Below are 15,407 nucleotides of genomic sequence, written 5' to 3'. Positions count from 1 at the left end.
TTTACTCCGCCACAGGATTCGTCATACTCAAGCGTCTGTTGTATTCCAAGCTGCACCCAAATGGATGATGTTTAAGGGTGTTGAATGAAACAGCATCACAAGTTTGCTCTTGCATCTTGTGGTATTTCGCAACGATTTTTACGCCTTTGCTTTCGCTGTTTGCGTTTAGGGTATAACGCAACTTGTTTACGCCTTTGGCTTTGATTTCTTTCACAAAGCCATCAACAAACTGACTTTCTTTGGCGTCGTAATTGATTGCAAATGTCGACTTCGGATACTGAAGATTGATTTGATTGACGAAGCTAACCGATTTATCCATCGCCACTTCTTTGTTTGTGACTCGAAACTCAAAGGTTTCTACAATTGTGTCTACGGTTGTTTTGTTTGGTGTTACCGATACCGAGCAACCCGAGAGTAATACAGAAACCACCAACAATAGGTTTGCCTTCATTAGTTAAAGCCTCCCGCCTTTATCGTATTTTCCAGCTCTTCGTCATCAACATTTGAAAGATCAAGTTTCAACAAACGCTCAAGATCACTTGTTCGTTTAAACTTCGGCAGTTTAATATCGGTTTCTTTAACAGGATCGACGAGGTTAACTGTCGCTACGATGATCAGCTCAGTCTTTCTTCTTTCAGTATTGGTTTTACTAAACAGCGCACCCAAAATCGGGATATCACCCAGGTAAGGGATTTTTGCTAGTGATTCTTGCTCTTCTGATGTCAACAGACCTGCTAGAACAAAGCTTTGACCATCTTTCAATTGTACGGTCGTTTGGGCTTTGCGAGTCCTCAAAGAAGGCACACTGATGAGTCCAGAATTCACACCATTGGTCTTATCAATAGAGCTCACTTCCGGTAGCAGTGACAAACGAATGTTTTCAGAATCCGTTACCTTAGCCACCATAGACAGCTTTACCCCATACTCTTTATAAGTAACAGAGATACCATCGTTATCGCGAACTGTAATAGGGATTTCACCACCAACTAGAAAGCTTGCAGACTCACCGGAAATCACAGATAGATTTGGTTCGGCAAGCACTTGTCCAATGCTGTCATTACCACTCGCTGAAATCACCGCAACGATATCCTCAGCAGTAAAGTCCAAAATCTTATTGACGAACTGGCCAGCACCACCAATGGACTTACCGTTTGTTTCAGCGTATGAAACCCCTAGCTCGGTCAAGAATGAACTTGAAACTTCTGCAACCGTCAGCTTTACGTTGATTTGATCTGTGGTGAGAACTTTCAGATTGTTGATGATGTCTTCAAACACATAAGTCGCTGTATAGTCGAGAGCATCGCCAGATTCTCCGTTTGCATTAGTGAGCTCAAAAGTATTCCTTTGTTTGCTCTTTTTCAGCATTTCACCTACGTGGCGATACACCTTGTTTTTGATTTCTTCGCTGCTCACGACACCATCAATAACAACCTGCTCACCAATATTGGTCAGCTTAATGTCTTCATCGGGATATCTTGCAATAAGCGTTTGTTTTAAAAGCCTTAAGCTTTTATTTACGACCACTTCTGCGTTGTAAATTTCGTTTCCTGCTCGGTCGTAAGCGATAATGGAAGTGGCACCACGACCAATGCCGTAAATCACTAATTTCCCGTTTGCGATGACCTTGTAATCCGCAATTTGAGTATCCGCGACAAACACGGTATCAATGTTGCGTTTTACATTAATCGTCTTCGCTGCACCTTTATCAAGGCTTAATAGATCCCCAGCTGACGCGGAAGCTGGGAGAAGCAAAACCAATCCCAGCGTGACTGATAATATATTTTTATTGAACACCCTTAATTCCCTCTCAGCTGTCGAACGCCAAATCGATGCTCAATCAAATCGCTACTTTTTACAGATAAGTATTTATGAACCATCTTTGCTGGAACCAGAGTTATGGCTCCAATTTTCTGTGCCATTTCTAGCTTAAGTACCTGTTTAACGGTCAACGCGATAATCAAGCCATATTCTTCATTTGACGAATCATCATCTTCAGAAACGTTCATCGATTGCAAAACCAAAGCCCCGTCAATGATGACGTTGCTCGTTAAGCTATCGATATCGGAATAGCCACTTTCTAATAAATTGGATTGAGATGAGGTTGTGGCAACAAAACTGACGCGATCGCCAGGTTGAATTGGTAGCGCTTCTACAATGCTACTGCCTTGCGACAAGTAGTAATAAGGCACTTGGTCTTTTTTAAGTGAAAGATACATGTAATCTTTTTCACCAGGATTAGAAACCAAGTCTGGTGTTAATTGCATACCTTCTTTGACGTCTTTCGCCCATAGCGCACCTGAATCAATCTTGATGCTCGCGTAAGGAACGTATGAATGCTGTTTTGCTTCCGACTCGGGAAACTCACGAATATCTATTGCATTGGCGTTAACTGGCTCAGCTTTGTTTACAGCTCGATTAACGAATGCGACCTCTACAAACACTTCATTTTCGACCACTGCCACTGGCTCAGGCTGATCAAAAAAATCGCTGACGTAGAAAAAAGCCAAAAACATAGTGATGGCAACAAATACAAAAACTAATGCTCTACTCATAGAATAAAAACCTTAAAAGAGAGGGTTTCCCCTCTCTAAATTTATAACTGGTTAACTTATCCTTGTTTACCGTCAGCTTTATTGCCAGAATTGCCAGAACCTCCAGCAGAGTTAGCACTTTCCATTGAAGTAGAAATTTTGCCCATCGCGTCATTTAGCGTTGTTTTCAAAGTGCCATCTTTAAATACAAACAGAATAATTGAAGACATTGCTACAGCGATGATTGCGTATTCCACTGCAGTTACACCACGTTTATCTGACTTAAATTTGTTACGGATATTACGAAGTTTAGAATTGATGTTTAAAAGCATGTTTACCTCTATTTCCTTGAATTAATCACTCATTTCGTGAACGTAGAAAATCTACCTCAATAGAAACAATCACACCAATTAAGCTTTTTTATTCATTTATAAATAGTTGTTATAAACACATGTAATCCGTTACATAATAATTTATTATTAGGAAGCAATTGAATTCCAATCTCCCTCCATTAAAATAGTAAAATGAATTATATAAAATTTATCTTTTGGCTAACCTGCCTTACCAGCGTGATGTGTATTTTTTATGGTGATATTCGCTATAGGATTGTGAAGCATCGATTCATTTTTCTTATCAGTGTTACCTCACTAGCTAGCTTGTATTATTCTCCAGCTCCTTTTAATCAAGTTCTGGTGAGTACATGTATTTTTATTGCATTCTTTTTGCTTTGGATGATGAACGTAGTTGGAGGTGGGGATGTAAAATTAATCGGTGCACTATTTTTAGGTGTACATAGTGAATATATGTTATTAGCAATGATTGCTATTGGATTATTGGGCGGAATTCAAATTCTTTTGATGTGGATGACGGCCATTTTTCGTCAAACTCCTCCTTTTAAAAATGGCATTCCTTACACAATACCGATCGGTATTAGTGGGCTTTTTTTCTTTTATCTATCCCTTTTTTCTTGACTATAAATACAAACGCCATGCCTATTTATAATAGGCATGGCGTTTTACTACATTACTTCACAACTGGTCAGTAAGGAAGTGGGAGGTTTTCTACTTACCACTCCTTTAGATGTGAGTCGGAAAGTTTCGGTAATCAAACTTCTTAAACGTTCTTGATCAATTTTCTTGGCTGCCGAATCGTTGCACCAAACATACATCTCAATGTATTTTGGTAATAAATATTGGCTACATTTGTGATCACCTAAGGTCCAACTTGGACAAACGACAAACGTGTTTGCTGCTTGTAGTTCGTTAATCATCAGTCGTGATGATGAGGTCGTAAGCCAATGTTTTACCTTAGAAATATCTACACCAAAAGAATCAAGAAGCACCTCGGCATCTCGCCTAGAAAGAGAGTTGCAAAAGACGATTCGCTCGGGATAGCACTCTTCAGGATCAACCGCGCAGTCACAAGCTAAAATGTATTGTTCTCTGTTTAGGGGAAATACACGCCCTTCCACAGATGTGGTATCACCGATGGCAAACACCAAATCGTGGTTTTCTTTATCGACACAATTAAGGTCGCTATAACTTGTCACAGCCAACTCGACGTCGTTATATACTCTGAAAGAACTGATTACTTTTGCGACTAACTCAGGGGCGAATGAATCAGAAATCGCAATAGAATACCGATCAAACATATCAACTTGAGCCAACTCATCAAATAATTGATCATATAACGACATCGTCTGATCCGTATAATCTAGTAATATTTGACCATGTTTAGTCAAGTTAAAACCATCCTTTCGGTCAAAGACTTCTGCGCCTATAGTACATTCAAGTTTTTTAATATGTTGTGAAACGGCTGGTTGGGTTAAATATAGACTTTCTGCAGCTGCAGTAAAACTTCTATGTCTTGCAACATGTGAAAAAGTGCGTAAGTACTTTACATCAATGGTTCGTTTATTAGCTTTCATTTAATTAACACCAAGACCCAATAATTATCCGATAGTTATAATTGTTATACATCCATAAAGCTACACATTGAGCCAGTTAATAATTGGCTTCCCGCTATAACTCAGCGTCTTATTCTACGTCTAACTATTCAACAGTTGTATAAGAAACACGTTGCTTATTTCTCAAATTTGCAACTGATCAGAGGAGATTTATTTTGGTGTAAATTACTGTTTTATTTATTATTTCGCGTTGCGAAATAATTAGTTAAAAAAAGATAATTTTATAATATTGTGTCTTAATCACCCCCTTTATGAGGCCTAAACCCCCCCTTTATATTTCGAGTGACTACTTAATAATATGCATACAGTTTTAATTTATAACAAACGATATACATTATAAGAACGACAATATTATTAATGGAAATTAAGTCATTATAAGTATCCATGTATGTGAGTATAAGCTAACGTTATTAAAAATCAATCTAAAACCAACTCATTTATATTCGAACGAAAATAGCAAACGTTTGCCATTTTCGTTCGAATGACCGAGCAAGCATTAAACGACTAAAGAAATGATAATCTTATTAATAACATTACATATAGAGTGGCTATAGGTCATAAGATAAATTTATAATTAGACTTTTGCTTGCTTTTTCTTGCGATATTCAAGTGGTGAGCAATCATTTTCTCTCTTGAATATCTGCCTGAAAAATTGTGTATCCACATAACCAGAACGACTAGCGACCTCATCAATGGACAGTTTTGTTGATCTCAACAACTCTTTAGCGAAAGACAAACGACCTAGTTGAATAAACTTAAGTGGACTAATAGAGGTCGCATCTTTAAAACGGCGCTTTAATTGCCTCTCTGACAAACAAGCTTCATTCGCTAGGTCGCTGATGGTAACGATGTCCAAGTCCATAGTAAGAATCCATTTTTGGATTTTAAGAATTAGCTCATCCTTGTGTTGCATGTAGCGAAAGACATCACAATATGAATGCGAGTTTCCACTCCCTTCTATTGTGCTTAAGAATTGGTTACCTAGGTTTCTAGTCTGTTTTCCGAAGTACTCTTCGACAATCTCCAACATGACGTTTGAGTGAGAGTACGGTCCTGAAGATAAGTAGAGATTCCCATCGATGAGCGCTTTCTGCTCAGTCACTAACATGATCTCTGGGAAAAGCTCTCTAAAAAGGTGGGCGAAGTATGAGTGCATTACCGCTTTGTTCTGCTGCAAAAGCCCCGCCTTCGCAACGACAAAAATACCGGTATCAATGGCAACTATTTTGCTGCCTTTTTTATGTAATTTTTTGATCCAATCAACCAGTGCAGGATCAATCTTATCAAGCGATTCTAAGGGGTCTCCTATGGAGCCAATAATTAGTATGTTAGTAAAATCAAAAGATTGCCATTGAGAAGTTGGTTGAACGCTTATCCCTCCTCGACCGCTCAATGGCCGGTTGTTTGGCGTTACGATATGTGTCATGAAACCCGGGAACTCAGCAAACTCAGCCGCTGTTTCTAGGATCTCTAATGAGCTTATTATTGACGCAAAATACCTCCCTGTCGGAGCTAATGCTACGACACGGAGGCTTTTCTTATTGTTTTCCTTCAATCTGCATTCATCCTGTGCATATAAGGCAATGAATTATAATGCTTTTCTACGGAATATCATTCCTTATTATGAATCTGTACAAATTATTACTCTTTGTTCTTAGGCTAATTAGCATCATACACAAAGTAATCCACAAGCCCATTGAGCCACCTTCTTCACTTTTACCAGGATCGGTTTCCGACACAACAGCTTGCTTAACGACCACTTCAACGGTTTTGGTAATGATCGCGCCATCTTTGTCGTTTACCGCCACTTCAAACGTCAGCTTTTCACTTTTCTTGCTGACTTTCGGTAAAGTCACTTCCACATTTGGTGTCTCTGTGGTGGTAAACTTAGCGGTGGTTCCTGAAACTTGGCGCCATTTGAACGAGTGATCAGCTGAGTCAACATCTTTTAGATCAAGGGCTGATAATGTAACTTTGTCGTTTTCTAGGCCCTCTTTACGGCTTGCTTTTACCGCAAACGTTGGTTCATCATTGACCGCTTCAATCGTTATTACAGCCGTTGCAGTGTTAGATTCACGCCCGTTTTCTTTCACAATTGCAAATTCAAACTGGTCGTTACCAAAATAGTTTTCATCACTTTGGTAGGTATCGCCATCTAACTTACCATGCTTAGGCGCGGTTTTAATCACGATGGTGTCACCCTTCTCCAATCCTTGCTGCTGACGCAATTCAAGTGCTAAAGGCTTGTCTTCTTGGATTTTGTATTGAAGGTTGCTCGCTGTGACAACTGGAGAATTGACGGTGATAACAACTTCACCTTCAGCCGTCGTACCAAAATCGTCAGACACTTGATACTTCATCACTGTTCTCTGCTCAGGAATATCTGAAACAGGTACTGAGTAACGAATTTTCTGCCCAGCAATTTCTGCACTGCCAATCGCTGGCTTTGTCGTAATTTTGTCCAACTTAATGGTGTTATTTGCATCAGAAGAACGATCGTTCGCTAGTACATCAATCGTAACGCTTTCACCACTCATCAACGTCACAGAGTCTCTCTGGGCAGTAATGCTCGGTTTTGCTTGAGGTTTTTCTAACAAAGCAGCAAACGGATAGTTACGACCACGACCTTCGCTTAAACCATTCGTCTTGTACGTATTTGTAGTACCGAAAAACTGTTTCTTTTTCTGTCCGTTAGACAAGTAAGCATCCAAGAATGAGTAGCTGTACTCTGGCTTCGCGTTTTCTAACTCAATCACCAACAGCTGTTCGCCGTCATCAATCTCAAATGGTGCAGCAAACATCACTCGACCGCCCGAATCAGGAATCGCACCCGATGACACTTCAACTTGTGTATCAACGTTGATAGATGCATTCCCCCAGCGGTTAGTCGTTAAGTCATACTTAAACATGCGGTAGCGCATATCGGCATTTGGCTGAATTGGTTTCGCATACAAGTAGAAACCTACCAATGTCTTGTAACCTTCGTTGTTATCTAACCCAAACCCTATTGTGTTATTGCGTGAGTCTTCATAAACGTAAGTTCTTGACAGTGAGGTGATCCACGCCGATTTATTGTTTGAAGAAGGAATTGACGCTCGTAGCGATCCATTTTGCGCTGTGCTCGCAATATCATTAATTGAGATATTGGTTTCGCGCCCGCCAGTGATTGTTTTTAGCGAAGGCGATGTATCGTCCGTAACTGTCACTACATTGCTTGAACCAGGGAACACGTCCCCCTGATCAGACCAACCACGCGTTTGTAATTCATCAAGCCCATCCGCTTGGAAAACCTGTACTTGCATTGGACCATTGTCGTTAAAGCGATTGTCCACGCTCACTGCTGTGATTAGTAGCCCTTCACCAGATAACGCACGGTCATATTGGTTTTTGCGGCGGTTTTCGAAGTACGCTCTAGGTCCTTGTTGCTTCAAGTAAGGGTCGAGATACATCACTCCCTCGCCTTGTGCGGTTTCGATGGTCGCGGAACCAGAAGTATCAATGACCTTAGGTTTAATGAAACCAGCAGCTTCCTTACTCCACGCCAGCATATTGACCGGAGTTTCCCCTGCGTAGCTATCGCCTTGTTTGCTTGCCCAGCTTCCTCCGCCCATAAGACCCCATTGGCCCACAGAACCAGAATGCTTGTAGGAGTATAAATCCGGTAGTCCAAGCATCAAGTGTCCAAGCTCATGGGCAATGACCCCCATCGTAGACTGATGATTGCCTTGGAAGTCCGCAAACAAACAGTAATCACGGATCGTCTTACCATCGATCTCAACTGTATTGTGACTGAAGCGGTGAGGCCAGATATATGGTGTGTTAATTGAGCCCGCAGATTTATCGTATCCTGCAAATACAAACATCACCGACAGCTCATCAGGGCTAATTTTGTCATCGTTGTTATCGTCGTAAGTCGACAAATCTACGTAACGATCTAACTTATCGTAAGCCGCCTTGAACGCCGCTTTTAGCTTACCATCACACGTCGAATCATTTTTTGAATGGCAATTCGGATGCGCAATGTCCAGCGTAATATCGATAACACCATCATTCGCTGTGCCTTGTGTTTCTCTCGCCGGTTCAACGATATAACGTCCGTAACTGTTCTTGTGGAAGTAGTCTTTGACGCTTTGTTGGTTGTCACCAAAAATCACATCGGTAAAGTCGTTCACAAACGCTTCATCATTGAAGCTTACTTGGACAACCAACAAAGGCTGATGCTTTGGGTCATCTGTCGCGTTAACCGCTCGAAGTGGCGTTTGCTCAAAATAGGCATCACTTAGCGGATCAATACGACTAGAAGGTACTAAAGAGGACGTCGGACTGACTTTTTCTTTTAACAGTGCTTTCACTGATTGTGGTGTTTCTAATTTGGCTTCCACACCAATTGAAGTCGCAACAAAGCGACCATCAACCACTTCGTGTTGACCATAAAACCATCCTGTATCTTCGTCATAGACGTAGATAATGCCTTCCCGGTCTTGATACCAAAAAGATTCTTGGTCGCCATAAAGTTTTAGCTCTTTCCTAGAGCCGTCATTTAATTGGAATTCATGCCAAGTAGGTGCAGGTAACGTATTAGCATGGGCAAAAGAAGCCATCAGTGTACTGATGATCGGAAAATATATTTTTTTCATATACTCGTCGACTAAGGTTAAAAAGTGACGTTATGTATATCAAAATCAAATTTTTCTTCCCAATTAACAATTCTACTAACGTTATAAAAAATGGTTATCTGATTAATATCACATTTAAATATCCTCAAGGATCATAAGACATATTTATTTTCTTATTAAATCCTATTATTTAACTATGGATTAGTAAAAATATATATTTAAATCCCATTTTAATTACAATACTAATTCTATGAAAAATATTACAACCGCATGTCTTCTTTTATCCATGCTTGGTGTTTTAACTGGATGTGGTGGCGATGATTCTTCCGGTGGTGTCACGACAGTTCCTATCGCTGATGTGGATTCCGGCGATAAAAATGATGACACCACTGACGCAGATTCAGATTCAGATTCAGATTCAGATTCAGATTCTACAGCAGATGACGACGATACGGATACTGTCAACGATGACGACACCGTTACCGATGATGATACAACATCAGACGATGATAAAGACTCAGATGATGACACTACGGGTGATGATGACTCTACCAAAGACGACGGAACCACTGACGACGATACTGACGTAGATGACGATACCGAGCTTTTCCCACACAAAGGAAAATGTACTGTTACGGAACTTAACCTTGACCGAGTTAATATCGAATCACGTGTCGCCAACAGCGACTACGAGTGTATGAGAACTTGGTTCTCCCCTTCTGCTGAACAAGCAGATACCGTTTTTAGCACATTGAGTGTCACACGAATTAACGCTGGCTTAAAAAAAGCAATTGAAGCTTATAAAGGGAAAAAGGAACAAGCTCAGCAGATTTATTACTTGGGCGAGTTTATCAAAGCTGCGTATAAGAACCGACACGACACGTTTGCACGAAACTTACAGCCTTTCCCTTCGGAATTGGGCGCAGAGATCGCCGCTACGATCCAAGAGTTTTTACGCTCACCACACGCATTAACAGATGGACGCGAGCAACAAGAAGCTCTTGCATCAATGTTGATTGTCGTCGATAGCATTCGACAGCTCGCCATTGCCGCTCCTGACGTCTTCAACGTTCTCGATAGCTTTTCTCAAGATAAAAGCGAAAGCTATTACTACCGCAAAGCGATCAACAATGTTTTTATCGCTATGGCAGGGCATTCCCAAACCAAAGCATTTTACGATCTTATCGAGTCTGACCCACGTTATATTCATCGTTTGAGTGCTTTTATAACCAACAACGAATGGGCGATCGGAACGGATTCTGAACAATTACTCGGCAACGCCGCCCGTGAGCTCGCTAGACTTGTCAAAACCCAAGATGCGAGCACAAAACAAGTCGTCATCGATACTTTACGTAGCTTGTTGGCACGTTACCCACTCGGTGGTAAATCGGACCGAATATGGGTTGGTATTGCTGAAATGGTCAATGCTTATGCGTCGGATTACCTAGAACAACTCGGGCTTGGTAATGCGAAGCAAGATCTAAAACAGAAAATCATGACATTCAGTTACGACTGTCGTGGACCTGCGCAAATACTCGCTCAGGAAATGACTGAAGCTCAAGCAGTGACAAGCTGCGAAACATTGAACCTGAAAGAAGATGACTTCCACCAAATTGTTAACACGGGATATCAGCCTGTCGCTGATGATCATAGCGACAGTGTTGACGTTATTGTTTTTAAAACCAAAAACGACTATTCAACCTACTCTAGCTTCCTATTCGGTAACACGACCAACAACGGCGGACAATTCCTCGAACGAGACCCTTCCAAGCAAGGAAATGTACCTCGATTCGTCGCTTATCAAAACGGATGGGATGACGACTTTTCGATTCTAAACTTAGAGCATGAATACATTCACTATTTGGACGGACGATTTAACCAATACGGTGACTTCCACGAGACAATGCGCGAAGGTAGCATCGTTTGGTGGTTAGAAGGCTTCGCTGAATACATGCACTACAAAGACGGCTATACCGCGGCATTAGTACTTGGTAAAGACAAAACTCATACTTTAGATGAAGTGTTCCGTACCAACTACAGCGACGGTTTGAATCGTGTTTACCGTTGGGGCTACCTAGCCGTGCGCTTTATGTTAGAAAAGCATCCTGAAGACGTAACCGAGCTTTTGGGATATTCACGCACCGGACAATACAAAGAGTGGGTTAAACTCCTTGAACGACTCGGTCCTACCTACAATACAGAGTTTCACTCATGGCTAGATGAAGTAACCAAAGACATTGATGACACGGACATTTCTAAGCCGAAGCCAAAAGAAAAACCGAAGAAAATTGAGCTCAATACCAGCGTTCAAGTTAGTGGTGAAAAGTTCGCAGAGAAACTTTTCTTTGTCGACGTGACGCAGAACTTCAATCAATTGGAAGTATCGATTACCGGTAGCGGTGACGCCGATTTATATGCTTGTTATGACAAAGTCTGTCACTACTTTGAGTACGAGTGGACCAACTTTACTCATGGCAGTAACGAATCCATTTCGATTCCAAAGAATGAAGACGGCACCATAAAAACGGGTCAATACTATTTCAGCATCAGTGGTCGTGACGAGTTCGACGTCGAACTATCAGTGGTCGCGAAATAAGCCACTCTCAACCTTCATTAAGCACCTGCTTTCCTCACGGTGCTTAATGAACATTAAATATAATTTATAGCGCTATTATAATTCTTAATTTCCTGAAGTAATTACTTTGGATATAAAATGCAAAACAATGCTTAAGTGTAACGTCGTAATATTAAATTGAAAAAGTGAATAATATGCAAAGGAATAAGCCTTACCTGCCTAACTTCAAATTGACTGACTTTGATATAGAAACATTAGTACAACCTATCATTTGCCCTAAAAGTCAAGAAATTCAATATTACGAAACGTTATCGAAGATTTGTACTTTTGACAAAAATAACATTAATAACGACGTCTTCTTTTCAATTGTAGATAATTCGTTTATTCAAACGCTCGCTTTACAGCAAATTCAATTTTCTCTCGCCCAATACCCACACCAGCGACACTCATTTAATATTAAGCTTTCATGTTTGGCTGACGAGCACTTTGTACAAAAGCTCTTAAGCTTCAACGGAGCCAAGTTCGCATTAGAAATCAGTGAGCTTGATTGCTATACCGAATCGAAAGAAATACACCATAACTTGTCGCAGTTACAGGCAAACAACATCGAAATTTGGTTGGATGATTATCATAGCAACAACAAACTCGCCAATATGTCGCTCGACACCATCTTTTGGGACCGTATTAAAATCGACAAAAGCTTCCTCAAGTACGCGGATCTAGAGTCTATACAAGCGTTAGAGTACTTCTTAGCACCATTTTGTTCTCGTGGTTTGATTTTTGAAGGTGTCGAACACGCTCAGCATCATCAGATGCTTAAAGAGTGCCACTCTTTGGTCCAAGGCTACCACTATTCGCGCCCTTACCCATTGCAGTCTGAACAAGCTGTTTCGTTGTGTTCTTAACAAACGACTTTCTTTTCCTAGCCATTCCTCCAGATAACGAAACGCCCAAAGATTCCCTTTTTGGGCGTTTTCACTTTCAAGCCGCGTTCAAACTCAATCATCCGTAATCTAGCTAAGGTATTGATCTCAGTTTGCACATCCAATTTATGTTGTTTCAGGTCAAGTAACCACACTATAAACATGGAAATATTACCTTTCTGATACAACACTTAATAAAAAGGAGGTGCGTATGAAAAGATTCAAAAACATCTTGTTCGTTAGCCAAGGATTGGCTGGCAAAAGTGACTCACTGGAACAAGCAATGAAACTTGCCACAATCCATGACGCTCGCTTATCTGGGCTTATCGTGTGCCCTGAGATGCCATCCAATATGCGCGAATACCAACAGACCTACGAAAATTCTCTGATAGACTCACTATTTACTGACATTAAAACCGCACAGTTGAACGATCCTTTCTCTGACGATGTAGAGCCGTTCCCAATCAGCGTTGAGAGCGGTGACAAACCTGTTGTCTCTATCATTCAACAAGTTAATAAACACCACTACGATCTGGTAATCAAAGATGCTGAGCCACTGGACGAGGGAACAAAAGGGTTTAAAGCGCTCGATATGAAATTATTGCGTAAGTGCCCTTGCCCTGTATGGCTAAACCGAGCAGCAAAACATGTAACGGTATCGAAACGAGTGGCGGTGGCTATCGATCCCATCATTTCCAGTGAAGAGCAACAAGAATTAACAGTTCATCTTCTCCAGTTAGCCCACTCCATCGCAGACTCCTACAACCAACAATTGCACATCGTGTCTTGTTGGGAGTATCAGATGGAAAGCTATCTAAGGCATCATATTTGGATTCAGATTGAAGATGAAGTGCTCGATCAACAAATCGATGCTCACCGAATCGCACACCGTGAAGCATTGGATTCCATCATCCAAATTTCTGAAATTGATGGTGAGTTCTTTATCCATCACTTGCACGGTTCTGCTGATGAGCAGATACCAAACTGGGTCAATAAAGAGGATGTAGATGTGCTTGTAATGGGCACCATTGCTCGAACGGGCATTCAAGGTATGGTCATTGGTAATACTGCAGAGAATGTCTTACAGTCACTCGACTGTTCTTTGGTGGCGTTAAAACCAAAGAGTTTCGTTTCTCCCCTTTCGGTTTGAGTCAAAACACCAACACCTGGAGGGAATATAAGGACGAAATATGCCTATATGCCCAAGTGACTTCAAGGTATGGATTCTGAGCGTTACGTTAGATTTGAACCCAAGGAACACAGGTTGCAACAGTCATTAAAAAAGGATGCCACTTGGCATCCTTTTGTTTTAAATCACTAAAGCGCAATTAAACGTCGTAAGTTGTCGACGCTGTGTTACCGCCTGTACCAGTCCAGTTTGTGTGGAAGAATTCACCACGTGGACGATCCGTACGCTCGTAAGTGTGAGCACCGAAGTAGTCACGTTGAGCTTGAAGCAGGTTAGCTGGTAGACGAGCAGTTGTGTAACCATCTAGGAAAGATAGCGCAGAAATCGTACATGGCATTGGGATACCAGACTCTAGAGATTTCGCTGCTACTTTACGCCATGCCGCTAGGCTGCCTTGTAGGATGTTTTTGAAGTACTCATCAGAACCTAGGAATGCGATATCTGGGTTCGCTTCGTACGCATCACGAATGTTACCTAGGAACGCAGAACGGATGATACAACCACCACGCCACATTAGTGCTACGTTACCGTAGTTTAGGTCCCAACCATTTTCGTTCGATGCTTCGCGCATTAGCATGAAGCCTTGAGCGTAAGAGATGATTTTAGATGCTAGTAGTGCTTGACGTAGAGCATCAACCCACTCTTGCTTGTCGCCTTCAACTGGTGTGATTGTCTTACCGAATAGAGACTCAGCTTCAACACGTTGGTCTTTCAATGCAGATAGGCAACGAGAGAATACAGATTCAGAGATAAGAGTCAGTGGAATACCTAAGTCTAGTGCGTTGATACCAGTCCATTTACCAGTACCTTTTTGGCCCGCTGTATCTAGGATCTTCTCTACTAGTGGTTCACCGTCTTCATCTTTGTAGCCAAGGATGTCAGCAGTGATTTCAACAAGGTAGCTATCTAGCTCGGTCTTGTTCCAATCTGCGAATACAGCTTGCATCTCATCTGCAGACATACCAAGACCGTCTTTCATGAACTGGTAAGCTTCAGTGATAAGCTGCATGTCGCCGTATTCGATACCGTTGTGTACCATCTTAACGAAGTGACCTGCACCATCGTTACCAACCCAGTCACAACAAGGCTCACCAGCGTCAGTTTTCGCTGCAATACCTTGGAAGATAGGCTTAACAGCTTCCCATGCTTCAGCAGAACCACCAGGCATAATAGATGGACCAAAACGAGCACCTTCTTCACCACCAGATACACCAGTGCCGATGAAGTGGATGCCTTTTTCACGTAGTGCAGCAACGCGACGGTTTGTATCTGGGTAATTAGTGTTACCACCGTCAATAATGATGTCGCCTTTGTCTAGTAGAGGTACTAGAGCTTCGATGAACTTGTCTACAACTTCACCTGCGCGAACCATCAACATCACTTTACGTGGCGCTTCTAGCTTCTCTACTAGTTCTTCTAGAGAGTATGCACCGATGATGTTTGTGCCTTTCGCCGGACCTTCCAGGAACTCGTCTACTTTAGCAGCAGTACGGTTGTGAGCCACAACTTTGAAGCCGTGGTCGTTCATGTTTAGGATAAGGTTTTGACCCATTACAGCAAGGCCGATTACACCGATATCACCTTTCATTGTTTCTCTCCAATTGTCT

General features: G+C 41.5%; 12 protein-coding genes. 4 read left to right on the top strand and 8 right to left on the bottom strand.

The annotated features are described in order from the left end of the window. Position 1: 1 nt before the first annotated feature. From MHO32_RS06255 to MHO32_RS06240, 4 genes are read right to left on the bottom strand one after another with little or no spacing between them, the layout of a single operon-like run. Positions 2–451 carry a hypothetical protein gene (locus MHO32_RS06255; protein WP_239210942.1) on the bottom strand — a complete coding sequence of 150 codons (450 nt, stop codon included), beginning with the start codon at positions 449–451 and terminating at the stop codon, positions 2–4. Next, positions 451–1,794, bottom strand: a complete 1,344-nt coding sequence (locus tag MHO32_RS06250) for a type II and III secretion system protein family protein (protein ID WP_009697506.1) — start codon at positions 1,792–1,794, stop codon at positions 451–453. Before MHO32_RS06250 ends, MHO32_RS06255 begins: the two co-directional genes overlap by 1 nt. 2 nt (positions 1,795–1,796) lie before the next feature. Beyond that, positions 1,797–2,552 carry a pilus assembly protein CpaB gene (locus tag MHO32_RS06245; RefSeq protein ID WP_009697505.1) on the bottom strand — a complete coding sequence of 252 codons (756 nt, stop codon included), beginning with the start codon at positions 2,550–2,552 and terminating at the stop codon, positions 1,797–1,799. A 56-nt stretch (positions 2,553–2,608) separates the two neighbouring features. Next, a complete protein-coding gene (locus MHO32_RS06240; RefSeq protein ID WP_152163347.1) occupies positions 2,609–2,863 on the bottom strand; it encodes a Flp family type IVb pilin in 255 nt (84 codons plus the stop codon). 192 nt (positions 2,864–3,055) lie between these two features. Between MHO32_RS06240 and MHO32_RS06235 the strand changes: the two genes are divergently transcribed. Next, positions 3,056–3,502: an A24 family peptidase gene (locus MHO32_RS06235; protein WP_017818101.1), complete on the top strand. Its 447-nt coding sequence runs from the start codon at positions 3,056–3,058 to the stop codon at positions 3,500–3,502. Between the two features lie 47 nt (positions 3,503–3,549). On the opposite strand, the gene MHO32_RS06230 is transcribed toward MHO32_RS06235, so the two are convergent. The 3 genes from MHO32_RS06230 to MHO32_RS06220 all read right to left on the bottom strand — a co-directional run bounded on the left by MHO32_RS06230 (position 3,550) and on the right by MHO32_RS06220 (position 9,134). Further along, positions 3,550–4,458, bottom strand: coding sequence for a LysR family transcriptional regulator (locus MHO32_RS06230; RefSeq protein WP_009697503.1), 909 nt, complete (start codon positions 4,456–4,458; stop codon positions 3,550–3,552). 613 nt (positions 4,459–5,071) lie between these two features. After that, positions 5,072–6,052: a GlxA family transcriptional regulator gene (locus MHO32_RS06225; RefSeq protein WP_239210940.1), complete on the bottom strand. Its 981-nt coding sequence runs from the start codon at positions 6,050–6,052 to the stop codon at positions 5,072–5,074. 46 nt (positions 6,053–6,098) lie between these two features. Continuing rightward, positions 6,099–9,134 carry a M6 family metalloprotease domain-containing protein gene (locus tag MHO32_RS06220; protein ID WP_239210938.1) on the bottom strand — a complete coding sequence of 1,012 codons (3,036 nt, stop codon included), beginning with the start codon at positions 9,132–9,134 and terminating at the stop codon, positions 6,099–6,101. Positions 9,135–9,399: 265 nt separating this feature from the next. Here MHO32_RS06220 and MHO32_RS06215 point away from each other — a divergent pair, with 265 nt between their 5' ends. The 3 genes from MHO32_RS06215 to MHO32_RS06205 all read left to right on the top strand — a co-directional run bounded on the left by MHO32_RS06215 (position 9,400) and on the right by MHO32_RS06205 (position 13,761). After that, positions 9,400–11,709 (top strand): M9 family metallopeptidase, encoded by a 2,310-nt coding sequence (locus MHO32_RS06215; protein WP_239210966.1) that lies wholly within the window; start codon positions 9,400–9,402, stop codon positions 11,707–11,709. Between the two features lie 173 nt (positions 11,710–11,882). Beyond that, positions 11,883–12,593 (top strand): EAL domain-containing protein, encoded by a 711-nt coding sequence (locus MHO32_RS06210; protein WP_239210936.1) that lies wholly within the window; start codon positions 11,883–11,885, stop codon positions 12,591–12,593. A gap of 229 nt (positions 12,594–12,822) precedes the next feature. Beyond that, on the top strand, positions 12,823–13,761 hold the full coding sequence (locus MHO32_RS06205; RefSeq protein ID WP_009697497.1) for a universal stress protein: 939 nt from the start codon (positions 12,823–12,825) through the stop codon (positions 13,759–13,761). Positions 13,762–13,939: 178 nt separating this feature from the next. Here the strand turns inward: MHO32_RS06205 and gnd are convergent, their stop codons facing one another. Next, a complete protein-coding gene (gene gnd / locus MHO32_RS06200; protein WP_005445995.1) occupies positions 13,940–15,388 on the bottom strand; it encodes a decarboxylating NADP(+)-dependent phosphogluconate dehydrogenase in 1,449 nt (482 codons plus the stop codon). Positions 15,389–15,407 lie beyond the last annotated feature (19 nt).

Origin of the sequence: Vibrio sp. MMH1-50 (genome assembly GCF_022347645.1) — a bacterium.
Lineage (GTDB): Bacteria > Pseudomonadota > Gammaproteobacteria > Enterobacterales > Vibrionaceae > Vibrio > Vibrio harveyi.
The sequence above is the reverse complement of the archived record's forward strand: the minus strand, read 5'-3'. Positions and strand labels throughout refer to the sequence as shown.